This is a genomic window from Gemella bergeri ATCC 700627 (genome assembly GCF_000469465.1).
In the GTDB taxonomy this organism is placed as follows: domain Bacteria; phylum Bacillota; class Bacilli; order Staphylococcales; family Gemellaceae; genus Gemella; species Gemella bergeri.
In genome coordinates this window covers 1-26,047 of the sequence record NZ_KI271831.1, presented here as the reverse complement: position 1 = coordinate 26,047, position 26,047 = coordinate 1, and the positions used below count along the sequence as shown (strand labels likewise).

The 26,047-nt window shown below is 30.7% G+C and carries 27 protein-coding genes; 7 read left to right on the top strand and 20 right to left on the bottom strand.

Annotated features, from left to right (window positions below; all coding sequences use genetic code 11):
• Nucleotides 1-131: 131 nt before the first annotated feature.
• Nucleotides 132-1,946, top strand: coding sequence for a YSIRK-type signal peptide-containing protein (locus HMPREF1983_RS03680; RefSeq protein WP_040460932.1), 1,815 nt, complete (start codon nt 132-134; stop codon nt 1,944-1,946).
• Between the two features lie 150 nt (nt 1,947-2,096).
• Here the strand turns inward: HMPREF1983_RS03680 and rny are convergent, their stop codons facing one another.
• The gene (rny, locus tag HMPREF1983_RS03675; RefSeq protein ID WP_021752950.1) at nt 2,097-3,650 is read right to left on the bottom strand and encodes a ribonuclease Y; all 1,554 of its coding nucleotides are present in this window, start codon (nt 3,648-3,650) and stop codon (nt 2,097-2,099) included.
• Between the two features lie 398 nt (nt 3,651-4,048).
• Between rny and rplK the strand changes: the two genes are divergently transcribed.
• Nucleotides 4,049-4,474: a 50S ribosomal protein L11 gene (gene rplK / locus HMPREF1983_RS03670; protein WP_021752949.1), complete on the top strand. Its 426-nt coding sequence runs from the start codon at nt 4,049-4,051 to the stop codon at nt 4,472-4,474.
• A 13-nt stretch (nt 4,475-4,487) separates the two neighbouring features.
• The gene (rplA, locus tag HMPREF1983_RS03665) at nt 4,488-5,180 is read left to right on the top strand and encodes a 50S ribosomal protein L1 (RefSeq protein WP_021752948.1); all 693 of its coding nucleotides are present in this window, start codon (nt 4,488-4,490) and stop codon (nt 5,178-5,180) included.
• Between the two features lie 74 nt (nt 5,181-5,254).
• Here the strand turns inward: rplA and HMPREF1983_RS03660 are convergent, their stop codons facing one another.
• The 3 genes from HMPREF1983_RS03660 to HMPREF1983_RS03650 are packed head-to-tail and all read right to left on the bottom strand — an operon-like array spanning nt 5,255 to nt 6,969.
• Nucleotides 5,255-5,887 (bottom strand): hypothetical protein, encoded by a 633-nt coding sequence (locus HMPREF1983_RS03660; RefSeq protein WP_021752947.1) that lies wholly within the window; start codon nt 5,885-5,887, stop codon nt 5,255-5,257.
• A complete protein-coding gene (locus HMPREF1983_RS03655; protein WP_021752946.1) occupies nt 5,871-6,593 on the bottom strand; it encodes an ATP-binding cassette domain-containing protein in 723 nt (240 codons plus the stop codon). Before HMPREF1983_RS03655 ends, HMPREF1983_RS03660 begins: the two co-directional genes overlap by 17 nt.
• Nucleotides 6,577-6,969, bottom strand: coding sequence for a GntR family transcriptional regulator (locus HMPREF1983_RS03650; protein ID WP_021752945.1), 393 nt, complete (start codon nt 6,967-6,969; stop codon nt 6,577-6,579). The genes HMPREF1983_RS03655 and HMPREF1983_RS03650 overlap by 17 nt, the downstream gene beginning before the upstream one ends.
• 120 nt (nt 6,970-7,089) lie before the next feature.
• On the opposite strand from HMPREF1983_RS03650, the gene HMPREF1983_RS03645 reads away from it, so the two are divergent.
• From HMPREF1983_RS03645 to arsS, 3 genes are all read left to right on the top strand, one after another.
• Complete coding sequence (locus HMPREF1983_RS03645) at nt 7,090-7,773, top strand: TIGR04283 family arsenosugar biosynthesis glycosyltransferase (protein WP_040460930.1); 684 nt, start codon at nt 7,090-7,092, stop codon at nt 7,771-7,773.
• Nucleotides 7,774-8,024: 251 nt separating this feature from the next.
• Nucleotides 8,025-8,366, top strand: a complete 342-nt coding sequence (locus HMPREF1983_RS07870) for an arsenosugar biosynthesis-associated peroxidase-like protein (RefSeq protein WP_021752943.1) — start codon at nt 8,025-8,027, stop codon at nt 8,364-8,366.
• 6 nt (nt 8,367-8,372) lie between these two features.
• Nucleotides 8,373-9,320 (top strand): arsenosugar biosynthesis radical SAM (seleno)protein ArsS, encoded by a 948-nt coding sequence (gene arsS, locus HMPREF1983_RS03635; protein WP_021752942.1) that lies wholly within the window; start codon nt 8,373-8,375, stop codon nt 9,318-9,320.
• Between the two features lie 185 nt (nt 9,321-9,505).
• Here arsS and HMPREF1983_RS03630 read toward each other — a convergent pair whose 3' ends face one another.
• The 11 genes from HMPREF1983_RS03630 to HMPREF1983_RS03580 form a co-directional block, all read right to left on the bottom strand.
• The gene (locus tag HMPREF1983_RS03630) at nt 9,506-9,736 is read right to left on the bottom strand and encodes an acyl carrier protein (RefSeq protein WP_021752941.1); all 231 of its coding nucleotides are present in this window, start codon (nt 9,734-9,736) and stop codon (nt 9,506-9,508) included.
• A gap of 2 nt (nt 9,737-9,738) precedes the next feature.
• Nucleotides 9,739-10,716 carry a phosphate acyltransferase PlsX gene (plsX, locus tag HMPREF1983_RS03625; protein ID WP_021752940.1) on the bottom strand — a complete coding sequence of 326 codons (978 nt, stop codon included), beginning with the start codon at nt 10,714-10,716 and terminating at the stop codon, nt 9,739-9,741.
• A gap of 1 nt (nt 10,717) precedes the next feature.
• Nucleotides 10,718-11,353, bottom strand: coding sequence for a sortase (locus HMPREF1983_RS03620; protein ID WP_021752939.1), 636 nt, complete (start codon nt 11,351-11,353; stop codon nt 10,718-10,720).
• Nucleotides 11,354-11,364: 11 nt separating this feature from the next.
• Entirely contained in the window at nt 11,365-13,377 is a 2,013-nt protein-coding gene (gene recG / locus HMPREF1983_RS03615; RefSeq protein ID WP_021752938.1) for an ATP-dependent DNA helicase RecG, read from the bottom strand.
• On the bottom strand, nt 13,370-14,242 hold the full coding sequence (sdaAA, locus tag HMPREF1983_RS03610) for an L-serine ammonia-lyase, iron-sulfur-dependent, subunit alpha (RefSeq protein WP_021752937.1): 873 nt from the start codon (nt 14,240-14,242) through the stop codon (nt 13,370-13,372). Before sdaAA ends, recG begins: the two co-directional genes overlap by 8 nt.
• 11 nt (nt 14,243-14,253) lie before the next feature.
• Nucleotides 14,254-14,922: an L-serine ammonia-lyase, iron-sulfur-dependent subunit beta gene (gene sdaAB, locus HMPREF1983_RS03605; RefSeq protein WP_021752936.1), complete on the bottom strand. Its 669-nt coding sequence runs from the start codon at nt 14,920-14,922 to the stop codon at nt 14,254-14,256.
• Between the two features lie 3 nt (nt 14,923-14,925).
• Nucleotides 14,926-16,596 (bottom strand): ribonuclease J1, encoded by a 1,671-nt coding sequence (rnjA, locus tag HMPREF1983_RS03600; protein ID WP_021752935.1) that lies wholly within the window; start codon nt 16,594-16,596, stop codon nt 14,926-14,928.
• Nucleotides 16,589-16,807, bottom strand: coding sequence for a DNA-dependent RNA polymerase subunit epsilon (locus tag HMPREF1983_RS03595; RefSeq protein WP_021752934.1), 219 nt, complete (start codon nt 16,805-16,807; stop codon nt 16,589-16,591). Before HMPREF1983_RS03595 ends, rnjA begins: the two co-directional genes overlap by 8 nt.
• Nucleotides 16,807-18,381, bottom strand: coding sequence for an aminotransferase class V-fold PLP-dependent enzyme (locus HMPREF1983_RS03590; RefSeq protein ID WP_021752933.1), 1,575 nt, complete (start codon nt 18,379-18,381; stop codon nt 16,807-16,809). The genes HMPREF1983_RS03595 and HMPREF1983_RS03590 overlap by 1 nt, the downstream gene beginning before the upstream one ends.
• Before the next feature lie 272 nt (nt 18,382-18,653).
• Nucleotides 18,654-19,844: an NAD(P)/FAD-dependent oxidoreductase gene (locus HMPREF1983_RS03585; RefSeq protein ID WP_021752932.1), complete on the bottom strand. Its 1,191-nt coding sequence runs from the start codon at nt 19,842-19,844 to the stop codon at nt 18,654-18,656.
• Nucleotides 19,845-19,880: 36 nt separating this feature from the next.
• Nucleotides 19,881-20,246, bottom strand: coding sequence for a HesB/IscA family protein (locus HMPREF1983_RS03580; protein ID WP_021752931.1), 366 nt, complete (start codon nt 20,244-20,246; stop codon nt 19,881-19,883).
• 140 nt (nt 20,247-20,386) lie between these two features.
• Between HMPREF1983_RS03580 and HMPREF1983_RS03575 the strand changes: the two genes are divergently transcribed.
• Entirely contained in the window at nt 20,387-20,641 is a 255-nt protein-coding gene (locus tag HMPREF1983_RS03575; protein WP_021752930.1) for a NifU family protein, read from the top strand.
• Nucleotides 20,642-20,741: 100 nt separating this feature from the next.
• Here HMPREF1983_RS03575 and HMPREF1983_RS03570 read toward each other — a convergent pair whose 3' ends face one another.
• The 5 genes from HMPREF1983_RS03570 to HMPREF1983_RS03550 form a co-directional block, all read right to left on the bottom strand.
• Nucleotides 20,742-21,803 (bottom strand): M42 family metallopeptidase, encoded by a 1,062-nt coding sequence (locus HMPREF1983_RS03570; protein ID WP_021752929.1) that lies wholly within the window; start codon nt 21,801-21,803, stop codon nt 20,742-20,744.
• A gap of 1 nt (nt 21,804) precedes the next feature.
• Complete coding sequence (locus HMPREF1983_RS03565; RefSeq protein WP_021752928.1) at nt 21,805-22,080, bottom strand: hypothetical protein; 276 nt, start codon at nt 22,078-22,080, stop codon at nt 21,805-21,807.
• Between the two features lie 10 nt (nt 22,081-22,090).
• Nucleotides 22,091-22,963 carry a 2-oxoacid:ferredoxin oxidoreductase subunit beta gene (locus HMPREF1983_RS03560; protein ID WP_021752927.1) on the bottom strand — a complete coding sequence of 291 codons (873 nt, stop codon included), beginning with the start codon at nt 22,961-22,963 and terminating at the stop codon, nt 22,091-22,093.
• Between the two features lies 1 nt (nt 22,964).
• A complete protein-coding gene (locus HMPREF1983_RS03555; protein ID WP_040460929.1) occupies nt 22,965-24,710 on the bottom strand; it encodes a 2-oxoacid:acceptor oxidoreductase subunit alpha in 1,746 nt (581 codons plus the stop codon).
• A 267-nt stretch (nt 24,711-24,977) separates the two neighbouring features.
• Nucleotides 24,978-26,033, bottom strand: coding sequence for an ABC transporter substrate-binding protein (locus tag HMPREF1983_RS03550; protein WP_021752925.1), 1,056 nt, complete (start codon nt 26,031-26,033; stop codon nt 24,978-24,980).
• Nucleotides 26,034-26,047: the final 14 nt, after the last annotated feature.

Below are 26,047 nucleotides of genomic sequence, written 5' to 3'. Positions count from 1 at the left end.
ACATTAAATAATAACATAAAAATAAAATTTTAAGTATAATTATATTGAATAATATAAAATTATATGGTATTATAAAAAACGTTCTAGGTTATTATAACCTAATAAAATTTTTAAAAAAAGAGGATTATAAAATGAAAAAACAAGAAAAATTTTCAATACGAAAATATAAAATAGGAGCAGCATCTGTCCTTATTGGATTGGGCATTGCGATTAGCGGAAGGGAAGTTGTTGCACAGTCAACATATATCCCTACTACTAAGATGACTCCACCGTATAATTTACAAGATAATACTGTTATAGAAAGATTAATAAAAGAAACTAAACAAAAAATTAATGAAGATTCTGAAAAATTAAAACAATTAATTAACACAAAAGAAAGTTTAAATAGTGAAGATAAGAAATCAGCTAAAGAGCGTGTAGAAGAGAAAGTAAAATCAGCAACCGGTAAAATTGACGCTCTTAATAAAGGTGAAAAACTAGAAGAATTTAAGAAAAAAATAACAGATATTAAAAATACATTTATTAAAGATATTCAAAAAATAGAATTGGGTTTAACTTTAGCAGATAAAATAGCAGAATTAAAAGAAAATAAAAACTTATCAAAACAAGAATTAGAAAAAGCTATCGAAAAAGCCAAGAATAAAACAGGTGAAGTTTCTGAAAAAATAGATAAAGCTGGCAATGATAACATAAGCCATCACTTTGAAAAACTAAAAGAAGAATTAACAAGAAAATTATCAAAAATAAATCCAAAACCATTATCTATTCAAATAGATAAATACTTAGTTAATATAGAAAAAGCTAAAAAAAGAGTGTTAAACGCTATTAATGTAAATAAAAATCTATCCAATGCTGATAAAACACTACTAAAAACGAATATAGAAAGAACACTACAAGAACTAGTCAATGAAATAAGAGATATTGCAAAAAAAGCAAACAATACAACCTCTGAAGAAATCAAAAAGGCACAAAAGAAAATAGAAGAAGCACATATAAAAGCATTAAAAGAAGTAGCGTTAAAAGAAATTGATTTAGAACTGGGAAATAAACAAGAGGAAATTGATAAATCAAATGTATCAGAAGATGTCAAAGATGAAGCCAGCGATAAATTAAGAAATAAAGCAGAAGAAATTACTGAAAATATTAATAAAGCAGAAAATTCAGATGAATTAAATAAAATTGTAGATCAAGGTAAAAAAGATATAGCCAATATTAAAGTAAAAGAAGATAATAAAAAACAAAAACCTGATACTCCAAACGAACCGAAACAGCCAGAAAAACCTAATAAACCTATTCCACCTAAGGGTTCAGCTATCCCTCAAGATGGTGAGAAAAGCTTATCAGCAGATAAACCTCAATTAAAAGTAACTCGTTGGATTGATGAAAATGGTAAAGAATTAAAATCAACATATTTTGATGAATTAAGAGCCGGGGATATAGCAGGATATATCTTTGATAAGACTTCAAAAGAAGATGGTATAACCACTCATTACTTTAAGAAAATAAAAGATAATAAACCAGATACTCCAAACGAACCGAAACAGCCAGAAAAACCTAATAAACCTATTCCACCTAAGGGTTCAGCTATCCCTCAAGATGGTGAGAAAAGCTTATCAGCAGATAAACCGCAATTAAAAGTAACTCGTTGGGTTGATGAAAATGGTAAAGAATTAAAATCAACAAAATCCGGAAAATTAGATGCTGGGGAAATAAAAGGATATATGTTCGATAAAACTTTAGAAAAAGACGGTGTAACAACTCACCACTTCAAAAAATTAAAAGAAACACTTAAAAATTCAATACAACCATTATCATCAAATAAAAATTTGATACAAGGTAAAACATTGCCAAATACGGGACAAACCTCAACTCAAAACACTATACTGGAATTAGGCATAATATCCGCATTAGGGTTAATTACTAGAAAGAAACTATCTAATAAATAAAAAATGAATCTGTATTATCTGAGACACCTTGTATTAAACAACATATTACTTGATATTTACTCAAATATAAATCGTAATACCCATGTTTTCAATGATTTAACCATTAATAAACCATAAAAAAGAGATTGAATCCCAATCTCTTTTTCTATATTATCTTGCAAATTTCACTGCTCTTACTTCGCGGATAACATTAACCTTAATGTTACCTGGATATTGCATAGTTTCTTCAATTTTGTTTTTAACTTCTTTGGCAATTTTATAAGTTTTAGTATCATCAACTTCTTCCGGATTAACAATTACACGAATCTCGCGTCCTGCTTGAATAGCATAAGTTTTTTCTACACCTTTATGCTCATTTGCTATTTCTTCAAGTTTTTGTAAACGTTTAATATAATTTTCCAGTGATTCTCTTCTTGCTCCCGGTCTTGATGCTGATAAAGCATCAGCCGTTGCTACTATAACAGAAATCGGATTAGTTGGTTCTGTATCTCCATGATGAGATGCTATCGCATTAACAACCGTAGCATTTTCTTTGTATTTTAATGCCAATGCAACACCGATTTCAACATGAGACCCCTCTACTTCGTGATCAAGTGCTTTACCAATATCATGTAATAATCCCGCTCGACGTGCCAACTGAACATCCAAGTCCAACTCGGCAGCTATTAAACCGGAAATATATGCTACCTCCATTGAGTGTTGTAGACCATTTTGTCCGTAGCTAGTTCTATATTTCAATTTACCAACTATTTTTACTAAATCTGGATGCATATTATGAATACCTAGATCAAATGTTGCTTGTTCTCCCGCATCTCGAATAACTTGATCAATATTTTTACGTGCCTTATCAACAGCTTCTTCAATTTTTGACGGATGAATACGCCCATCATCAATTAATGATTTAATTGCTGTTTTAGCAATCTCACGACGTATAGGATCATATCCTGATAATATTACCGCTTCCGGTGTATCATCAATTATTAAATCCACCCCCGTTAACGTTTCTAGTGTACGAATATTTCTTCCCTCTCGCCCAATAATACGTCCTTTCATATCATCTGACGGAAGATCGACTACCGACACCGTAGTTTCACTCACCACATCCGAAGCAAAACGTTGCAATGATTGAACAATAAGTTCTTTCGCACGTTTATCAGCGATGTTCTTCGCTTCAAGTTCTTTATTTCTTATATAAATCGCCATATCTTTAGCCATATCAGTTTCCACTGTAGCCATTATCTCTTCACGAGCTTGTTCTTCAGTTAGATTTGCAATACGTTGCAACTCTGTTTCTTGTTGAATTTTCAGTTGATTTACTTCACTACTTTTTTCATCAAGTAACTGTGATTTCTCTTCCAGTTTCAATTCTCTGGAACTTATTAATTCATCTTTTTTATTTAAAAGTTCTGTTTGACGTTCCAGTGATGATTCCTTTTGAAGAATTCTATCTTCTTGTCTTTGAATATCTTGTTTTTTAAATTCCGCCTCTTTACTAGCAATGTTAATTATCTCTTCAGCTTCTTTTTTTGCAATAGTAGTTTCTTTTTCTACTATATAACGAGCTTCCTTTCGTGCTTCACCTACTATATGTTCCGCATCTTGTTTTGATAACTCTAGCCTTTTTTGAATAGAATTTTTCGAAATAATATATCCCAATAAAAGTCCAACAAGTAAAGCTGCAACACTGATTATTCCATAAATCATTTTGCAACCTCTCTTTATTAAAGAAAATTTTTTATTATGAATAATTCACCTATGTAAAATTAATTTTCTTAACATTATGGTAAACATTTCACAATTACCATTCTACACCACAACTATTAAAAAGTCAATAGACACTTTCTTTATGAAAATGCTATCCATGGCTTATTTAATGCTGTTTTTAAAATTCTTTATTTCTCTAAAATTTTCTTTTATCGGCTACAATAATAATTTATTTTTTATGGTATAATCAGGAAAAAATATATTAAAATACTTGAAATATATATTTATATGTGCTAGAATAGAAAAGTATGTAAAAATACACAACTTGATTGAGTGGGAGAACGCAAATTTTAAACGTTCTAAGACCACATCACGAAAAATAAATAGGAGGTTTTATCGTGGCTAAAAAAGTTATAAAAGTAGTTAAATTACAAGTACCAGCAGGTAAAGCTAATCCAGCTCCACCAGTTGGTCCGGCGTTAGGTCAAGCCGGTGTTAACATCATGGGATTCTGTAAAGAATTCAATGCTCGTACACAAGACCAAGCAGGATTAATTATTCCTGTAGTAATCTCAGTATATGAAGATCGTTCATTTACTTTCATTACTAAAACACCACCTGCTCCAGTATTGCTTAAAAAAGCAGCTAAAATTGAAAAAGCATCTTCTGTTCCAAACCGCGACAAAGTTGCAACAGTTTCAAAAGCTCAAGTTAGAGAAATCGCTGAGTTAAAAATGGCTGATCTGAATGCTGCATCTGTTGAAGCGGCAATGCGTATGATTGAAGGTACTGCTAGAAGTATGGGTATCTTGGTAGGAGAATAGGAGGATAATTATAATGGCGAAAAAAGGTAAAAAATATCTTGAAGCAGCTAAGTTAGTAGATTCTTCTAAACTTTACTCAGTAGTAGAAGCAATCGAATTAGCTAAAAAAACAAGCACAGTAAATTTTGACGCAACAGTAGAAGTTGCATTCCGTTTGGGAATTGATACTCGTAAAAACGATCAACAAGTTCGTGGAGCTGTAGTTCTTCCTAAAGGAACCGGTAAAACTGCTAAAGTTTTAGTTTTTGCTAAAGGAGATAAAGCGGCAGAAGCTGAAGCGGCAGGCGCTGACTACGTTGGACAAGGTGAATACATCACTAAAATTCAACAAGGTTGGTTTGATTTTGATGCAATCGTAGCTACTCCGGATATGATGGGAGAAGTTGGTAAAATTGGTCGTGTCTTAGGACCTAAAGGTCTAATGCCGAACCCTAAAACCGGTACGGTAACCATGGACGTTACAAAAGCTGTTAACGAAATTAAAGCCGGTAAAGTAGAATATCGTGCTGAAAAAGCCGGTGTTGTTCACACTTTAATCGGTAAAGTTTCATTCTCAACAGAAGATTTAGTAGAAAATTTCAATGCTGTTCAAGAAGCATTAACTAAAGCTAAACCGGCAGCTGCTAAAGGTACTTACTTCAAATCTGTAGCCGTAACTACGACTATGGGTCCAGGGGTTAAAGTTAATACCGCTGAATTTAAATAAGAGTAATAATTTAAGGAGATTTGAAATTCAAATCTCCTTTTTTACCACTTTATAACCAACCATTTAAAATTCCATCATTTTCTAACACGTTTTATTATTTGTAAACAGATAATTTGTACAATTGTTGCTAAGACTATAAGCAATATTAATTTAATTGAATTAAATTGATTATTATTGAATGGTTTTAATGTATTGCCGGATAATATTACACACATAACTATAATAATCAACACATATACTATTGTATCAACTATAAAAAACCAAATAGGCGAACACTTTGTCATAATCATTTGGACAACTGCAATATTTGATAAAATACACATTACTATAAACATATACAAATATTCTATCATACAATTTTTATTGTAAAAATATTGAGTAATAAAATCCAATACTGTTACTATTATTAGGGATAGATACATAATAAAATAAATATATTGAATTTTTATTTTATTATCAAGAGGTAAATATTGGATAATATGATTTTCTTTATCCTCATAGTTTCTACCGGTGTTAATAAAAATATATGCTCCTAATACACTCAAAATCACATAGCTTTTATCGAATAAAATTTCTGAAAAAATTATTATTAAAACAAGATAATACAAATAATACAAAAACTTATATATTATAGGTTCTTCATAGTTTCTACCAGAAATCAAGTTGACTAATGCTCCAAACTTCGTACTATTATATTCTTTGTTCATTTCCTTTTCCTCCTTGTAGAATTGTTATTAGTATTTCTTCAACATTAGTATTATTAAATTTTTCCTGTAATGAAACTATATCTTCATTTAATATAACTTTACCATTTTCAAAAACAATAATATAATCAGCAAAATGCTGAATAACATTCATTTCTTCTGTTACAATAATAATTATCTTATCGTCTGTTATATATTCACGAAGTAATGCTAACAATTCTCGTTTTGCTATAAGCCCTACACCTGAAAATGGATTATCCAATACTAAAATATTTGACTTAGTGCTAATTCCAATCGAAAATAGTAAAATTTTTATTTGACCTTGCGATAATTCGTAAATTTTTTTTTGACGGTATACTTTATATTTTTTTAATAATTTAAAACATTTCTCTATATTTAAACGTTCATCTAATTTTTTTAACTTACTTATTAATTCATCAACACGTAACTTATCCGAAAATAATGGTTTATCTGCTATATATGAATATTGAAATTTTATTTCCAGTTCATTATCATTAAAATTCAGTTTATCATAATAGACCATATCTTTTCTAATATCAAAACCACCTAATATGCTCTGTAAAAATACAGTTTTTCCTGCTCCACTATTACCGACAATAGCATAAACATACCCATTCTTAATATCTAAATTTACCGGACCTAGTTTGAATGAGTTTTTTACCATTGTTAAATTATTTATTGTTAACATAATCTTTCTCCTCTAAAATATTATCAATAATATTTCTAATATCAAATATCTGCAACCCATCTTTTAATGCTCTATCTATTAGTATAGATAATTCATTTAGATATTCTTCTTTTTTTATTAATAAAATTTGTTCAATGTTAATATTACTTACAAAATAACCAACCGCACCTTTGCTGTATATTAAATTTTCAACCAATAACACTTCATATGATTTTTTTACCGTTATAATACCTACTTCTAATTCCTTAGCAAGATTTCTTATTGATGGTAATTGCTCATTTCCCTTAATAATACCATTTAATATATATTTTTTTATTTGAGATGCTATTTGCTGATAAATTGGAACATCAGATAAATTTGAAATTTTTATATCCACATCATCACCTCTTTTTGTGTCTACTGTAATTATACAATAGATACAGTTTATTTGTCAATATTTTTATTATTTTTTTAAACCATGATATAATAAGAGTATTAATTCATATGGAGAGTGGCTATGATTTCTATAATTGTACCGATATATAATGAAGAGAAAACTATTCAAGATTTCATCTATAACCTTTATCAACTACATAATATCCAACAACACGAAGTTATTTTTGTAGATGGTGGTAGCAAAGATAACACCCTTTTGATATTACAAAAACTTAGCTATTTTGGATATAACTATTATACTTCCGATAAAAAAGGACGTGCTAATCAAATGAATTTCGGAGTAAGTGTTTCTAAAGGCGATATACTTTGGTTTGTTCACGCTGACAGTATTCTCCAAGAAGATGTTATTTCAAAAATTTTATCTTGCCCTACTGAAGTAGGATGTCTTAAAATTAGATTTTGCCCGAACAGCTTTTCTATGAAAATTAACTCCCTAGTTTCAAAACTTCGAGCCAGTATAACAAATATTGTATTTGGTGACCAAGGTCTATTTATGAAACGGTTTGTTTTTGAACAAATTGGTGGTTACAAAGATATGCCAATAATGGAAGATTATCGTATTTCCGAAGATTTAACTGCATATGGCTATAAAATCACGGTTATTAATAGTTTCATTACTACTTCTGCCAGACGTTACAAAGGGAAGAAATTTCGTACGATGTATCAAATGCAAAAATTTCAACGTATGTATCGTCAAGGAGTTCCGGTCGAAAAAATAGCTGAACAATACAAAGATGTTAGATAATATATAATTTTTCTGGAAAATTATATATTATGGAAAAATTTTAATTTAAAATTATTTTATAAACTTTGAAATTAAACCTATACAATTATAATGTTCTTATTTTTTACAACTATTACTAATAATTTTTTATAAAAAATATACTCTATAATATTTAATTATATAAAAATATATTCTCCAAATCATTTTTGTTTGAATATATTTTTTTTCTGCATTATAATAGATTTATAAGAATTATTAAAAGGAGAGCGGATATGGCAGATTATTTTAAAAAGAAACATTTAATTGAATTTGGTGAAGGTAAATTTGGTGAAGATGCTCCGGAACTTTGGAAAAACTTTATGACCTATTACGGTACAACAATGCAAGATGGTGAACTGACTTCTCGTGAAAAAGCACTTATCGCCATCGCTATTGCTCATTCTGAAGGTTGCCCTTATTGTATTGAGGCATACACAAATACATGTCTGGAAGAAGGTTGCGACCAAGATCAAATAGCAGAAGCAATACATGTAGCTGCGGCTATGAAAGCCGGTATTACTCTTGTTCATGGTTTACAAAGCAAAGAACTGTCTGACAAACTAACTAACCGTTAATACATTATGACAGAAAAAAATAATATTCCCCCATTTTTTGAACAAGTAGAAGATAAACAATACTTGCTTACGGTAGAATATCCGGAAATTATGCAGATTAATGTTGGAAGTTTGTGTAACATAACTTGCAGTCATTGTCACGTAAACGGTGGTCCTACCCGAAAAAATAATATGGTGAAAGAAACTTTCGAACAAATTATTGAAGCATTCAAAATAGGCAAATACAAGACTATGGATATTACCGGTGGTGCTCCGGAGATGAATCCGAATTTCAGATGGTTTTTAAAAGAAATTCGACCTTTTGCGGAAACTATTATTGTTCGTACCAACCTTATTATTTTATCAGTACTTGCGTACAAAGATATTCCTGAATTATACCGTGATTTAAAGGTTCAAGTGGTAGCATCACTTCCTTACTATAATGAAAAAGTTGTAGAACGTCAACGTGGTAAAGGAGTTTTCCCAAAATCTATTGAAGTATTAAAAAGGCTTAATGAATTAGGTTACGGAAAGGATGAAGAATTAGTTCTTAACCTTGTATATAATCCTAATGGAGCGTATCTTCCACCAAAACAGGAAACTCTTGAAAAAACATATAAGAAAAAATTATTTGATAATTTTGAAATAGTATTTAATAATTTATTTGTTATTACTAATAACCCTATTGGACGTTTTTCAGAATTTTTACATAGAGAAGACTTATACGATGGTTATATGAACAAGTTATATAAAGCATACAATCCCAATACTCTACCGGGACTTATGTGTCGCAATATGATTTCTGTTGGACCGGACGGTTCTTTATATGATTGTGATTTTAATTTGATTGAAAAACTAACTGTTTCCGGTCGTATAAAACATATAAATGAGCTTGCTAAAGAACATACAGGCGTTAGACGTATTGTAACAGGTATCCACTGTTATGGATGTACTGCAGGAGCAGGTTCTTCTTGAGGTGGCGAAACTTGTTAGCATAGGTTATGCTTATAAAAAAATTCACTCAATTTTTTACCATTGAGTGAATTTTAGTTTTAGTATTATAAGCCTTGAGTTTATAATCCTTTGACCATATTAGTAAAAGTTTTAAGTAATTTATAATCTACCAAATTTTCAAATATCTTACGATTTTTTCTCTATTTTTATTTTCTTTCTTCAATAACTTTTACTAAATCTTTGATTTCTGTAATATTTTCTGCATCTTCATCTGAAAATTCAAAACCATATTTCTCTTCAATATCCATTACTACATCAGCTATATCAATTGAATCAGCATCTAAATCTTCATTTAATTTTGAATCTAATGTTATTTTATCTTTGTCTATTTTTATATATTTAACAATTATATCTTTTACTTCTTCAAAAATTGTCATTATCACTCTGCTCCTTGTTCCATTGTTTCTATCATTATATCATAAAGTTTTGTTTTATGTATTTTTTTTGCTTGTTGAACTGCATAATATAATGCTTTTTCATCAGCTGCACCATGAACTTTTATAGTTGGTTTTTTCAATCCCAGCAGAAACGCTCCACCATACTCGCTATAATCAAATTTTTTCTTAAAGTCTGCTATTCCACCTTTTACTAAAATTGCACCTATTTTAGTAATTAAATTTTTCACAAAAATAGCTTTTATCATTTTTCCAAATGTTTGAGCAACACCTTCTATTGTTTTTAACAGAACATTTCCGGAAAAACCATCTGCTATAACGACATCATACTGATGTTCTAATATTTCCCGTGCTTCAATATTACCTTTAAAATTTGCTATCTCTGTTTTTAACAATTTATGCGCTTCTTTATAGACCTTATTTCCTTTTGTTTCTTCTGCACCAACATTTATAAGTGCAACATCCGGAGTATCTATATTATAGATATGTTTAACATATAGTTGTCCAAGTTTTGCATAGTTTAATAAATCTTTCGGTTTTGCTTCAACATTTGCTCCAAGGTCTGTTAGTAAAAATTTATGCTCAGATCTTGTCGGTAGCATTGTTCCAAGTCCCGGTTTTGATATACCTTCAATTCTTCCAACCATAAAGATTGCACTTGCCATATATGCTCCTGTACTTCCACCGGAAATAGCAACATCTACAACACTATTTTTTAAATCTTCTAAAAGCCGTATCATAGTAGCATCTTTTTTCTTACGATGTACACGTGCTGAATCATCTTCTATAAGAACTACTTCTGTACAGATATTTTTTATAATATTATCTCTATTTGTAATTTTTTCCAACTCTTCTTCTCTACCGTAAACGAATAATTCTACTTCATTATCCTGATAACTGTTTATAAAATTTATAATTTTTTGCGTGTCATCCACACCCAATAAATCTATTCCTATTTTCATGTTATGCACTTTCTTCTCCTATTAATTTCGCTTCAACTACAAATCGGCTATCCCATTCTCCAGTTTTTGGATTAAAGTTATCACAAGTAAACATAGTTAATTTTTTAGGTTGATCATTATGTTGATCTAAGATTTCAACTTGCGTCGGTGCTACATCATATAATTTACTCACCTCGTAAGTTCTTAACTTATCTTTTGAAATAATTTGAATTTTAGCACCCATTTTAATTTTACTCAAATTATTAAAACGAATTCCTACACCTTGAACACTATGCCCTGCTATAACAACATTCTGAGCATCTAATGTAGATGGTTCTTGTGCTGTTGCTACACCATTTATAAGATTTATTTCTGTTACTCCTTGAAAAATCGGCTCTTCTATTTTTACATCATCAATTTTTAAAATTCCTAACATTGAATCTGTTAATTTGATTTTAGATTGATTATCTGTAAACAATTTTTGCCACCATGGTATATCAACTTCTCCTTTACCATTTTTGTACGCTGTTATTATTTTATCATTAACATTTCCTGTTAAATACTCTCTAATTTGATTTTTAAATATTAAAACTGCCGATGTTAATAGTAACAAGGCTATTATCACATTCAGTATTCTATTTTTTGTCTTTTTGCTCATTATACAACCTCCTATATTATTGTATCATTAAATCCAATATAACTAAATAGCCTTTCTTTATCATCTGTAACTTCTATTATCTTTAAGGCTAATTTCTTAGCAAGATACATTAAATCAACATCTTCTATCAAATTCGCAACTTTAAAACTGGGAATACCACTTTGTTTTGTACCAAAAAAATCTCCGGGGCCTCGTTGTTTCAAATCAAATTCCGCTATTTTAAAACCGTCGTTTTCTAAACACATTATATCAATTCTCTCACTTTTAGAATCGGTGATTAAAATACAGTATGATTGAAATTTGCTTCGCCCAACTCTTCCGCGTAACTGGTGAAGTGTTGCAAGACCAAATCTATGTGCATCAACTATAATCATAAATGTGGCATTGGGGACATTAACTCCAACTTCAATAACCGTTGTAGAAATAAGTATATGAATTTCTTTTCTTAAAAACTTATCCATTATCTCATCTTTTTCTTTGTTCGGCATCTTCCCGTGAAGAATTGCTACTTTATACTGTTCAGGTAGATAATTTTTTATATTTTCATAAGTTTCTTCAATGTTTTGCAAATCCATTTTTTCTGATTCTTCTATTAAAGGACAGACCACATAGCCTTGTCTTCCTCTATCAAGTTCTACTATAATCTTATCAAGAACCTTATAAAAACTCTTATTATTCGCTTTATAAGTTTGAACTTTTTTTCTATCTTTTGGAAGTTCATCAATTGTGGAAACTTTTATATCAGTTATAAGTGTAATAGCCAAACTTCTAGGAATTGGTGTCGCAGTCATCATTATGGAATTAACACTATCACCTTTTTTGTTTAATATATTACGTTGTCTTACACCAAAACGATGTTGCTCATCAGTTATAACGAATTTTAAATTGTTAAACTTCACATCTTCTTGAATAAGAGAATGTGTTCCAATTATTAATTCTATCTCACCTACTTCAAGTAAACTTAAAATGGTATTCCTTTCTTTCTTAGAGGTACTACCGGTCAGCAATGCCATTGAAACACCCATTTCTTTAAAAAATTCAAAAAAAGTTTCAAAATGTTGATTGGCAAGTATTTCTGTCGGTGCCATTATAGCACATTGGTAACCTGCTTTAATAACTCCATACATACATACAGCTGCAACAACCGTTTTTCCGCTTCCGACATCACCTTGTAGAAGTCGTTCTGTTCTAAAAGGGGAATTTAAGTCCTGAACTATTTCATAAATAACCCTATTTTGTGCATTAGTTAAAGAAAATGGTAAACTGCTTTTAATTTTTTCAACATCTACATTTTTTATATTAACGGTATATTTACTATTTGGTACTTTGTTATTTATATTTTGCAATTGAAGTTTTAATTGGTAATTAAATAACTCGTGAAAAGCGAACATCTTTTTTGCTCTATCAAAACTTTCAATGTCTGTTGGAAAATGTAAAGTATAGAGTATTTTATCAAGTGCCCAAATTCCCTTAAAATTTTTAGGTACTAAATCTAAGATAACATTTTCATTATCCACCATTGAAAATATTTCTTTAACTAAATTAACAAATTTTTTCTGAGTAAGCCCTTGTTTTAAGTGATAAAAAACTTCTATATTGGCATTATCACTCTCATCTTTTTCTTCTATACTAAATGATATACTGGAGGCGGTTATAGTATTATTTGCTGCATTATACGTTCCCTTAACTATTATCTCTCTTCCTTCGATAATATTTTTTTTCAAATAATGTTGATTAAAAAATATTATTTTGACACTACCTGACGAAGTAAGCAGTGAAAAAAATGAACGACTTTTTCTATTCCCATAAAATTGAGTTGTAACTCTTGTTTCTATTTTCCCCGTAGTTATAACTTTATCATTATCTTTTACAGAAAAAGAAAAATCAGTGGAACTTGATAGTCTATATGGAATATTATACAAAACATCACCGATAGTAAATATACCTAACTCCGCTAAAGTTTGTAAATATTTGGTTCCAACACCTTTTACAGTTCCTACTGATTTTTCTAATATATTAATCATTACCGAATAATAAACTCCTATATCTCTCGCCGGTTGCTGTTATAGCTAAGCCACCTTTGGCAGTTTCTTTAAATTTCGTTGACATTTCTAAACCTATTTTATACATTGCTTCTAATACTTCATCTGCCGGAATACGACTTTCTACACCTGCTAATGCCAGATCTGCTGCCATCATAGCTATTGAAGCCCCGGCTGCATTTCTTTTAACACAAGGAACCTCAACAAGTCCTGCTACGGGATCACAGACTAATCCTAACATATTTTTCATAGCGATAGCAAAGGCATGCGCACTCATTGCAGCATCCCCTCCCATAGCTTCAACAATAGCAGCCGCTGCCATAGCACTTGCTGAACCAATTTCCGCCTGACAGCCGCCTTCTGCTCCGGCACATGAGGCATTATTAGCAACAACAAACCCAAATGCTCCCGCTGTAAATAACATTCTTAACTGTGTTTCCTCATCTATGTTAAATTTTTCTTTTAAAGCATGAACACAACCGGGAAGCACCCCGGCAGAACCTGCCGTTGGAGTTGCACAAATAAGTCCCAATGAAGCATTGACTTCATTAGTAGCGACAGCTGCCGCTACTCCTGTTAAAAAATCCGCTCCTGTTATAGATTTTCCACTATCAATATAATTTTTTATTTTTTTTGCATCACCACCGGTTAAACCTGTTTTTGAACTAACACCTGCGATTCCTTCTTCTACCGCCTGCATCATTACCATTAAGTTCTTTTTCATAAGTTTTTCAACTGCAGTCCTACTCACTCCATTAAGCTCAACTTCTTGCTCAATCATAAGCTCCGACACCGGTTTATTTTCTAACTGTGATTTTTTTACTATGTCTTCCAAACTAGTAAACATAACCTATCCCCCTACAATCTATCTGCAAATTTTATTTCAACTACATATGGTAGTTTGTTTAATTTATCTATACTTTCTTCACTCAATATCTCTAAAGATTCTACAGTTAAAAGATTTATTCCTTCTAAAATAGAGCTTGAATAATTTGCTGTTACTACCTTATCAGAAATTATATCTCCTACACCTTTTTGTAACTGCTCTTTATTATCTTGATTAAATCTATAAAAGATAAAATAGGTTGGAAAATCTCCTGATAAATTGACATCAAAACCTAATAGTTCAAATATAACCATTTTTCCGCCACCAATAGATTTCCCAACTAAATCTAAATTGTCTTTTCCTGCCGATACCTCTATCTTTGCAGTGTTAGGATGAATATGCTCAACTTCACTTTCTATAAATTCAAATTCTATACCTTTTTCTTTGGCAGTTTCCATACTGTTTCTTATTCGTTTGTCAGATGTATTATATCCTAATAATCCACCTATTAACGCTATATCAGTACCATGCCCTTTATAAGTTTCTTTAAAAGAACCGTATAGTGTAATTCTTACTTTTTCAGGTTCTTTACCAAAAATATGTCTTGTAAATAAGCCTATACGAACAGCTCCGGCTGTATGAGAGCTTGAAGGACCTACCATGATAGGTCCTATTATATCGAATACACTTCTATACTTCATAATTTATACCTCCAAAATAGTTGGCAATATTACAGGTTGCCTTCCTATTTCACTATTTAGGAACTTCCCTAAAATTTCTACTAATTTTTGTCTTACTTGGTAGACGGTTATATTATCTTCTTTTAAAATATTAATCATTTCATTTTTTACAACATTTTTGCATTCATTCAACAGCTCTGTTGATTCTGAAATGTTAACAAATCCTCTACTGATAATATCAGGGTTATTGAGTAGTTTTTTAGTTTTGAAATCAATTGCTACCGAAACTACAACAACCCCTTCTTCCGATAACTCTCTTCTATCTTTAATAACCACATTTCCAATATCTCCAATGCCCAAACCGTCAACATAGACATCAGATGCTTCGAATTTTCCCGCAACTCTTGCACTGTCTTTTGTTAATGCCAGTACATCACCATTTTTCAAAATAAATGAGTTTTTTAATGGTATATCACACTCCGCTGCGGTTTTGGCGTGAATTACCTGCATACGATATTCTCCATGAATAGGCATAAAATATTTTGGTTTTATTAATCTGAACATTAATTTTTGTTCTTCTTTAGAACCATGCCCCGATGTGTGAACATTATTTACACTTGATGTAATAACATTAGCACCTAGCTTAGATAACAAATCTATATTTTTATTAATAGATAATGTGTTACCCGGAATGGCTGAACTCGCAAAAACTACAGTATCTGTCGGCATTATCGTAATTTTTTTATGTGTACCGTTTGCTATTCTACTAAGAGCTGCAAGTTCTTCACCTTGAGTACCTGTGCATAAAATAAGTAATTTATTAGGGTCTACTTGGTTTAAATATTTACTGTTGATAAAAGTATCTTTCGGAGCTTTTATATATCCTAATTCTGTCCCTATTTTTATCGCTTTCTCCATTGAACGACCAAAAACCACTATTTTTCTATTATGTTCAATACATGCCTCAACTACTTGTTTTACACGATAAACGTTAGAGGCAAAAGTTGCAAAGATAACTCTATGTTTTTCTTTACGTAAAATATTAGATATTGTTTTGCCTACTTCTTTTTCACTTTGAGTAAATTCCGTTCGTTCAGAATTGGTCGAATCTGATAATAGACAAAGAACTCCTTCTTCTCCAACCTTAGCCATTTTATGTAAATTAGACCCTTGGCCTACCGGAGTAAAGTCAAATTTAAAATCTCCCGTATGAACAACATTCCCTTGAGGAGTATTAACAATAACCCCAAATGAATCCGGAATAGAGTGTGAAGTACTATGAAATGAAATTTTTAAGTATTTAAAATTTAATTTAGTATCTTCGTCAATAACATTTAACTCCGCTTTACCGAGAAGATTATGTTCTTCAAGTTTTGATTTTATAAGCCCTATCGCTAGTGGCCCGCCATAAATCGGTAAACTGACTTTTCTCAATAAAAACGGCAATCCTCCTATATGGTCTTCATGTCCATGAGTAATAATAAGTGCTTTTATTTTACTTACATTTTTCTCTATATATGAATAATCAGGAATAACATAATCTATTCCCAATATATTATCACCGGGAAACTTCACTCCGGCATCAATAATAATAATCTCATCACGATATTGAATAGCATAGGTATTTTTACCAATTTCTCCTAAGCCGCCAATAGCAGCGATACCTACCTCGTGTTTTTTGATAATTTTATCCATAGACTTTCTCCAATTTAAAGTCTTCAGATTGTTTTTCAAACTCTAAATATGCTTCACTCAATTCTTGAATAAGTTCTACATTGTAATTTCTGTCATCCAAGTATTTTCTAACCTCCGGTATCCCGTCAGCTTCTATATACAATACTTGAGTATTTTCCCTTACAGGGATTTCCTGTGCGTTTTCTTGATAAAACACTTTAAATATTGTCATTATTCTTCTCCTATCATTTCTTTTAATATACTTAATGTATAATCTATTTCTTTTTTATCTGTATTTACATTAATAAATGAGAACTGTATAATATTTCTCTCTTGGAGATATGAACTTTTATAATGAATAAATATATTATTAATCGCAAATGATTCTCCAATGTTTAAAGAAGAAATCTCTTTCGGTAATTCCACAGTAATGATTACTGGTGAAATTTCTTTTTCTTTTATTTTCATAATCGGAAGATTTAATTCTTTTAAACCTTTTTTCATGTATGAATACTTTTCTTTTACCACACCATATCTATTATCTGTCTTAAATACATCTAATGCTGTATTTAATGCTTCCATTAATATTGATGGTTGAGTAAACGGTATTGAGGTCATTTTATGAGCATAACCTAAATCTAAATATAATGGTGTATCTTTTAATTCTACTAAGTCGCAATTAGACCCAACTATCGCAAGACCTGCCACTGAGCAAAATGCTTTTCCTGAAGAACAGGCAACATAATCAACATCTTTATAACTATATTTTACCGCACCTACAGCAGAAACAGCATCCACCGCTAAAACAATACCATATTTTTTAGCGATTTTAGTGATTTCTTCTAAATCGTTCAAAATTCCGACACTGGTTTCATTGTGTACCAGATAAACAAAGTCATAGTTTTTAGAAGAAAGTTTTCTTTCTACTTCTTCCAAATTAAAACTTTCTCCAAAACCTACACTATAACTTTCTATATTTAAACCGTGACGTTTTGTTTCTTTTATTAATCTATTTCCAAATTCTCCATTTGCCAGCACTAAGCCATTAGTTAAACTGCGGCCTTTTAATTGTGCCATAATCGCTTCATTCGCCAATGTTGCAGAACCGTGTAAAATTGTCGCTTCTCTAACATCCAAAATAGTTTCTATTTTTTCTAATGTATCTTTTGTCAAACTGACAAACTCATTGCTTCTGTGCGAATATAACTTTTTAGATAGTTTCTTCACGACATCTTCTGATAAATCAACAGGTCCGGGCAAAAAGTTAATTCTTTGTGCCTTTGATAATTTATCTATTATTCTATTATCTTTTGTTAAGTCTAAATACATCGGCATATACTCAGCATCTTTTGTTCCGACATTTTCATGAAACTTAACAAATCCCAAATGACGATATAATTTCTCTTGGCGAGTAGTCCCTGAGATAAAAATAATATCATAAGCATTCTGAATAATATAATTAAATGTTCTCTGAATTAATTCCGTAAATACTTTTGTTTTTCTATATTGTTGTTTAATTGATAATAATCTTATTTCAACTGGTTTTTTATAGCTACCTTCATAATACTTATCTATACCATTTAATTTTAAATCTAGTGAGAATGGTCTTGTATCTGATAATGCAATCATTCCGACTACTTCTTGTTCCTTTTTAGCAATAATATAAATATTTTTATCATGAAATTTATCTTTTAATTTTCCAGTATCATTTTTTTCGTGCTGAGGAATTTCATCAACAAAAGTTTCATAATTTAATTTGAAAATTTGTTCGTATTCTTCTATTGTATTTGCTATTTTGTAAATCATAATTTTTCCCCATAACTGTTTTTGGTTGAATTTTCTCTACCCTATATATTATCACACTTACAAATATTTTTCAATTACAGCAACATAGTATTTTATAATTATCTCTAATTTGACAAAAAATTTTAGTACCATATTTTTTGCTGTAATTATCATAACAGTAAAATATTTAAACTTAGCTATCCATTACATCTATTCCGGTAAGTAATATTCTTATTGAAAAATATAAAAACAGCCGAGTTCCCTCAGCTGTCTAACAATACTTACTAATTAAATTATAATATGCGTTGATTTTTAAGAGCGGTCATAAAGTCCGTTAATTCATAGATCGCTTTTGCTTCTATTATTTTTTTCAATTTCGCCGCTTTAAATCCTTTTGCTTTTTTACCGCCCATTACATCTGCTATTCCGTTTTTAGCTCCTAATGAACATACTATACCGCGATTAATATATTTAAAATCTCCAACTTGTTTTCCGCTAATTCTTGCCCCTACATATTGTCCCATTTGGTTAGAAATTTGTGCGGTTGTAGGATAAGGTCTTTCTTGCCCTGTTTCTATAAATGCTGCACAGTCACCGATTACATATACATCATCCATTCCGGGAACTGTTAACTGTTGAGTTGTTATTAATCGACCGCGTTTTGCCAGTTCAGGGAACGTTTCATCCATAAGTTTATTTCCTCGTACCCCGGCAGTCCATACTAATGTGCTGGCTTTAGGTTCTTTTCTTTCCCCATCTATTTCAACGATGAAACCATCTTTAGTTGCACCTTTAATGCCTGCTCCTAAAGTAATCTCAATACCTTGATCTTCTAAAAATTTCTTAGCATAATCGCTGTATTCTTTAGTAAACATTGGCAACAATTTTGGTGCCGCATCAAAAGCATGAATTTTTACCAATTTTTCATCAATACCATATTTAGAACACAATTCTTTTCTTCTATGTAATAATTCTCCAAGAAACTCAATACCGGCTAATCCTGCTCCTCCAACTATAATAGAAATATCTTTCTCATCTTTTTCTTCAAATGTTGCATATTTTCTAAAGTTATCTTCAATAGCCATAGAAATTTTTTCAGCTGCTTTGATATTTGTTATCGGCATCGCATTTTCCGCCATTCCTTCAATACCGAATGTTTCTGATTGGAAGCCTAAACCAATTACCAATATGTCATAATCAAGTTCATGTTTTTTAGTTAATACTATTTTTTTCTCGGTATCAATTTTGATAACTTCATCTTGGATAAAATCCGCACCGGCAGGTAAAATATTTTTTATTTCGATTGTAATATCTTTTGCAGGAATATTCCCTGAAGAAACTTCATGTAAATTAACTGTATCATAATGATAAGAATTTTTATTTACTAAAGTAACTTTTACTTCTCCTGCTTTAATAGCCTTTTTCAAGCCTTTTAGTGTTGTTAAACCTGCGTACCCCGCTCCTAAAATTACTACATTTTTCATGATATTTTCTCCTTTTATTTATATATTTCTAAATTATTAATGCCCACAACAACAGCCACCGCCACAGCAGCCTCCATCTTCATCATCATAAATTTCCATCATGTTAGGATTATGCAATGTAAATTCACTTCCAAACTCGTCTTGTACATAATCAATCTCAAGACCTTTTAGAAGTAATTCATCTTCTTCGTTTATTACCATTTTTAACTCATTAAATGTATAAACCTTATCCCCTTCAATCAATTCGTCTTTGATGTCCATGCTATATTGCATTTGTGTCCCATCTAATACTATAGCTATCTTCAAATAACTGTCCTTTTTATTAGCATCAAACAGTAACTCTTGAAATTTTTTAACAGCTATATCTGTTATAGTTATTATTTGATCTACTGTGTTAGTCATAACATTTTCCCTCGTTTACTTTATTTTATACTATTATTATAACCGTTTTTCTGGTAAAATAATAGTATAATGTCTTAATTTTATATAATTTTTAAAATATATAACTTTACATGATATATTTTTACTGATGAGGTGTTATTTTGAATACAGAATATTTTAATACTATAAATAAAATAAAACTTGAATTAGACAAAATTCGTCCAAAATTAATTGCAGACGATGGTGATATAGAATTTATTAACTTTAAAGATGGGATTTTAAAATTAAGATTCAAAGGTGAATGTGCAACCTGTGAGCTGTCACATATTACGATGAAATATGCCATTGAAAAAAATATAAAAGAAAAAATTCCGGAGGTCAAAAAAGTTTCTGAGGTTAAACTTAAAATTGTATGATAAATATATTCAATATATTATTTTACACAACGATTTAATCTTTTAATTATTCCTTAAAAAAATCAGACTGCCATTCAACAAGTCTGATTTTTCTAATTTTCTATTTTCTTATATCTTCAATAAATTTGTCATCAATCGTTTCTATTAATTTTTCTAAAATTGATTTTGCCGCATAATAATCTCTTATATCAAAAATTGAATTATGTGTGTGAATATATCTGGCACAAATTCCTATTACTGTAGTCGGTACTCCCGTTAATGCCTGATGAATATTTCCTCCGTCCGTTCCACCGGGTGATGTGAAATACTGATATTTTATACTATTTTTTTCTGCAAGTTCCACTATTTTTTCTCTCATATTTGGACGAAGTACCATTGTTCTATCAACAAGTCTTACTAAAAATCCTTCTCCCAGACAACCGTTGCTGGTAGCGGAACCGTCCATATCATTAGCAGGGCTACAATCAACAACAAAACAAACATCGGGTTTTACCATATGAACTGCTGCACTTGCTCCACGTAATCCCACTTCTTCTTGAACAGTAGCACAAACCACTAAATTAATATCCAACTCTTTATCAGCAAACTGTTCTAATATTTCAGTAATAATTACACAACCGTATCTATTGTCTATAGCTTTACTCATAAAACGATATTCTGTAAGCTGTTCAAAATTGGTTTTCGGTGTTACAAAAGCACCCTCTCTAATACCCATTGCTAATACTTCTTCTCGTGAAGCAGCTCCAAGATCTATCGTCATATCGTTTATTTTAACATTTTGTGCTATTCCTGCTGTAAAATGCTTCGGTACAGAGCCAATTACTCCGGTGAATTTTTTACCCTCATATGAAGTTACAGTATAAGTTTGTGCTAACAAGACATCTTCTCTAAAACCGCCAAGTGTTTCAAATTTTAACATCCCGTTCGGTAAAATTTTTGTTACAATAAAGCCAACTTCATCCATATGTGCCGCTATCATAACAGTTTTAGCATTTTCTTTTTTTGATTTTTTTATTGCATAAATTCCACCTAAATTATCGTACTTAATTTCATCAGCATATTTTGATAAATTCTCTTCTAAATATTTAGAAATTTCATTTTCAAATCCTGATGTTCCGTCTAACATTGTTAGCTCTTCAAATCTTTTTAATGCACTGCTCATTTTATTCTACCTCTTTTATATATTCTATTTCTTCATTTTCCTTACTATATTTCACCTCATAACTTTTTTCTTTTTCATCAAAATAAAACATCAGATAGTTATTTTCTTTTAAATTTAATGAATAACTATTGTTAACCTCAAAACCTTTCGCTATTAATTTATTACGGCATCTATCTATATGCTCGTTGTCCTCAATAATTTCATTATACTTTTTGTAAAGATAATAATTGGTAACTGCTGCCAGTCCTAATACTAATAATATTTTTCTTTTTTTCATTTAAAACCTCTTATCTAAATTCATCACATAATTTATTAAACAAATCTTCGCTAAAATTCAAATTTTGATATGCAACGGGTTCATCACGTTTATAATTTTTTAATATATCCTCATAATGTTTTTTTTGTGTGTTTTTATAAATAACACCCGTGACCAAATCATTATATTCTTCCAATATACGATATGCCTCTAACTTATTTGTATTATCATAACCTTCTATATCATCCAATTTAGTTAGGTTTTCTTTATACCAAGCCGGAGTGTTTTTGTAATTATAAGTTTTACATGGGCTAAATACATTAACCAATGAAAATCCATCATGTTGTACCGCTTCTTCAAAAATCTGCATCATTTGCTTCATATCTCCGGTAAACGCTTGTGCTAAAAAAGTTACTTCACAAGATAAAGCAATTTTCATAGCAGATAACGGTTTTTCCATTACACCTTCTAATGTCGTTGTTGTAATAAGTCCTTCATCCGATTTTGGTGACATTTGTCCTTTAGTTAAAGCATAAAGTTGGTTATCCATTACCACATAAGTCATATTAATATTTCGTTTCATTGCATGAACCGCATGTCCTATACCTATAGCATAACCATCTCCATCTCCCCCCATTGCAAAAACCGTCAAATCTTGATTTGCTAATTTTATTCCTTGAGCAACAGGTAACGAACGTCCATGAAGCCCTTGTACGCCATATGCCTTTGTGTAGCCGCTAATTTTTCCGGAACAACCTATACCGGCAGAAATAACAACATTTTCCGGCTTTATACCTAAATTGACAATAGCTCTATTAATTCCGGCAAGAACTGAATAATCACCACAACCGGCACACCAATCCGGTTTAACATCATTTTTATAATCTTTTAATGTTACTTTCAAATTATTTCTCCTCCTCCAGTATTTGTTCTATAAGTTGGTGAGTGTAATAAATATCACCGTCATATTTTAATAAACTTCCTAATTTATGCGAATTGTGGTACTTACTTGCAATAACGGTACGAAGCTGTTTGTTATGATTATGTTCTACAATATAGATCTTTCTATATTTATCAAAAGTATCACGAATTTCCTGTGCTACCGGATAAATTTGTCTTATTTGCATAGTATCTATCTTCATACCTTGTTCTTTTAATTGTTTAGCAGCTTTATTAAGAACACCATAAGTTGCATTTACACCTACTAATAATATATCTTTTTCGTCATTATATTCATGCAACACAAACGGTTTATCCAACAAAGCGTTTTCAATTTTATTGGAACGTTTTTCTTTTTGACGCATTGTATTTCTTTTTACTTCTGACGGAAGCCCGACAATAGAATGCTCATAACTGTTGGCATTATGTATTCCTCCTTTTTGCCCCGGAATTGTTCTGTCAGAAACAAGAACATCAGTAGCATAACGCTTAAAATAAATAATATCTTCTTCTGTAATGTCTTCTTGTTTTAATAACTGACCACGGTCTATTTTTACTTTGCTAAAGTCAAAATTCGGAACGGTTTCCTTATTCATTCCAAGTTGTAAATCCATTAATACGATGACAGGAGTTTGATATTTTTCAGCCATATTAAACGCATCTATCATAATATAGAAACAATCTTCTACAGAAATAGGAGCAAGAACTATCCTTGAAGCATCACCTGTTCCACCGTAAACAGCATGAAAAATATCCGATTGTTCAGTTTTTGTCGGAAGACCGGACGATGGACCACCACGCTGAACGTCTACTATTACTACTGGTTGTTCCGCCATAACACCCATTCCTAAAAACTCTGTCATAAGCGAAATACCTGGACCTGATGTAGCCGTCATGGCACGAACCCCGGCGAAATTAGCCCCAATAGCGACACCTAGTGCAGCTATCTCATCTTCCGTTTGAACATAAGCACCTTTTACAATCGGCAACTTATCAAATAAATACTCCATTATTTCTGTAGCCGGTGTAATTGGATAGCCTGAGTACAATCTACATCCGGCAACCAACGCTCCAAAACCTGCTGCATGATTACCGACAAGCCACATATTTTTTTGTTCTTTCGGTTTTAATTCTTTAAGATAGTATTTATTACCGATATTATTTTCATTCATAAAGGTTGTCATAATCTCGCACCCTTTATCAAATGCCTGAATATTGGTATTTACTATTTCTTCGCCTTTGTTTGAGAATTTTGTTTCAATCATTTCATAAAATATTTTATCTTCTATATTCAAAAGCGCTGAACATATACCAAGTGTTATAATATTTTTTATAATCGGATTAGAAATTTCTTTCGCCAAATCCGTAATTGGGAATATAGCGATTATACTCTTAATCTCTTCTGAAAAAACAGGTTTAATTTTTTCATCAACAATAATAATACTATGCTCATCTAACTCTGCAATATAATTATCAAGTGTCGCTTGGTCGAAAGCTATTAAAATATCTGTTTTATAATCTATTACATTAATTTTTTCTTCTGAAATACATATTTTACTATTACTATGCCCACCTTTAATTCTACTGGCAAAATCTCTGGTAGAATACATGTAGTACCCAAGTGTATTTATAGCAGTGGAGAAAATTTCCGCCGTACTTTCTAATCCTTCTCCTTGTTCTCCACCTATTTTCCATCCTAATTTATTTATCATATAATCTCCTTTAATCTCTTTCATTAGAAATTTATCCGTTGATCTCTTAATACTTCATTTTAACATATTTAGGAAAATTTTTCCATTTAATAATATTTATTATCAATTGGCATAAACCAGTTATTATTAACAATATTCACAGCTAATTATCTTAAATATTAATTTTAATTTTTATCTAAATTTTGTATTATATTTAGGAAAACAAATAATAATTAAAGAACACCGCAACACTATTTTAATAATGTTACAGTATTCTTAATTTTTAAATTAGTTTTTGACACCTTTATCTGCTGTTAGTTCCAGTTCATAAAATTGCTGATCAAAAGTATTATATTTTTTTAAGTCAAGATTTTTAATACGTTTATTTACCCAAACAATATCGGTATTCCAACTCAACGGCAACCATGGACTAGCTTCAGAAAAATCTTCATCAAATTTATTGAATGCTTCTTTTATTTTAGCATCACCAAATGAATCTATAGAATCTATTTGCTCTAAATCTTTTACCAGTTTATCATCAATATAGCGTGGTAAATTTAATTTTGAAGTTTCTCCGGCTATATAATTCGGATTCGGATTGTTAAAGAATCCCCATGCTCCTTGGAAAATATCTATCTCAGAATCATCTGCTTGAACACGTGTTGACCAATCTTTTGCTGATAATAGTTTACCGTCTACTAATTTTACATCTAATCCAACTTCTTTCCAAGATTTTATGAAATTATCTGCAAGTGCTTGATCCAAATCACTTCCTGTATTACGAACGGCAAAGTTAAATGATACCTTATTCCCATTTTTATCTTCTCGGATACCATCGTTATCTTTATCTTTAAATCCGGCTTCATCTAATAATTTTTTAGCTTTTTCTACATCTTTTTTGTATTTTGTCCCATTAGGATTTTCTGCTAATTCTATACGCGGTGGGAAGAATCCGGAACCTGTTGGAGTATATCTTAACCCTTTAAATAACTTTTCATTAATTTGATCCCAATCAACAGCATACCCAAATGCTTGTCTTACTTTAATATCAGCCAGTTTTGCATTTGAATTTGTTAAAACTTTTCCTTTTTCTTTATCAAATTTACCCAGTTTAAATCCTACATATGATACATAAAGATCTGTTTGACCCAGTATTGAACCGTTATTTGCATCTTTTACATTTTCCCAAATATTAGGACTTAAGGCACGAATGTAATCAACATCACCATTTTTTATAACTGCTGCTGCTTGTGCCGGAGAAACAGCTTTAAATTCGATTTCTTTAACTTTTACTTTATCTTTATTATAATAATATGGATTTTGTTTTGCTCCCGAGTTTATCACTTAAAAAAGAGAAA

Coding starts and splice junctions, on each gene's coding strand:
- HMPREF1983_RS03680 (WP_040460932.1), top strand. CDS start 132: ATGAAAAAACAAGAAAAATTTTCAATACGAAAATATAAAATAGGAGCA.
- rny (WP_021752950.1), bottom strand. CDS start 3,650: ATGATTTATGGAATAATCAGTGTTGCAGCTTTACTTGTTGGACTTTTA.
- rplA (WP_021752948.1), top strand. CDS start 4,488: ATGGCGAAAAAAGGTAAAAAATATCTTGAAGCAGCTAAGTTAGTAGAT.
- HMPREF1983_RS03660 (WP_021752947.1), bottom strand. CDS start 5,887: ATGAACAAAGAATATAATAGTACGAAGTTTGGAGCATTAGTCAACTTG.
- HMPREF1983_RS03655 (WP_021752946.1), bottom strand. CDS start 6,593: ATGTTAACAATAAATAATTTAACAATGGTAAAAAACTCATTCAAACTA.
- HMPREF1983_RS03645 (WP_040460930.1), top strand. CDS start 7,090: ATGATTTCTATAATTGTACCGATATATAATGAAGAGAAAACTATTCAA.
- HMPREF1983_RS07870 (WP_021752943.1), top strand. CDS start 8,025: ATGGCAGATTATTTTAAAAAGAAACATTTAATTGAATTTGGTGAAGGT.
- arsS (WP_021752942.1), top strand. CDS start 8,373: ATGACAGAAAAAAATAATATTCCCCCATTTTTTGAACAAGTAGAAGAT.
- HMPREF1983_RS03630 (WP_021752941.1), bottom strand. CDS start 9,736: ATGACAATTTTTGAAGAAGTAAAAGATATAATTGTTAAATATATAAAA.
- plsX (WP_021752940.1), bottom strand. CDS start 10,716: ATGAAAATAGGAATAGATTTATTGGGTGTGGATGACACGCAAAAAATT.
- HMPREF1983_RS03620 (WP_021752939.1), bottom strand. CDS start 11,353: ATGAGCAAAAAGACAAAAAATAGAATACTGAATGTGATAATAGCCTTG.
- recG (WP_021752938.1), bottom strand. CDS start 13,377: ATGATTAATATATTAGAAAAATCAGTAGGAACTGTAAAAGGTGTTGGA.
- sdaAA (WP_021752937.1), bottom strand. CDS start 14,242: ATGTTTACTAGTTTGGAAGACATAGTAAAAAAATCACAGTTAGAAAAT.
- sdaAB (WP_021752936.1), bottom strand. CDS start 14,922: ATGAAGTATAGAAGTGTATTCGATATAATAGGACCTATCATGGTAGGT.
- rnjA (WP_021752935.1), bottom strand. CDS start 16,596: ATGGATAAAATTATCAAAAAACACGAGGTAGGTATCGCTGCTATTGGC.
- HMPREF1983_RS03595 (WP_021752934.1), bottom strand. CDS start 16,807: ATGACAATATTTAAAGTGTTTTATCAAGAAAACGCACAGGAAATCCCT.
- HMPREF1983_RS03590 (WP_021752933.1), bottom strand. CDS start 18,381: ATGATTTACAAAATAGCAAATACAATAGAAGAATACGAACAAATTTTC.
- HMPREF1983_RS03585 (WP_021752932.1), bottom strand. CDS start 19,844: ATGAAAAATGTAGTAATTTTAGGAGCGGGGTACGCAGGTTTAACAACA.
- HMPREF1983_RS03580 (WP_021752931.1), bottom strand. CDS start 20,246: ATGACTAACACAGTAGATCAAATAATAACTATAACAGATATAGCTGTT.
- HMPREF1983_RS03570 (WP_021752929.1), bottom strand. CDS start 21,803: ATGAGCAGTGCATTAAAAAGATTTGAAGAGCTAACAATGTTAGACGGA.
- HMPREF1983_RS03565 (WP_021752928.1), bottom strand. CDS start 22,080: ATGAAAAAAAGAAAAATATTATTAGTATTAGGACTGGCAGCAGTTACC.
- HMPREF1983_RS03555 (WP_040460929.1), bottom strand. CDS start 24,710: ATGATAAATAAATTAGGATGGAAAATAGGTGGAGAACAAGGAGAAGGA.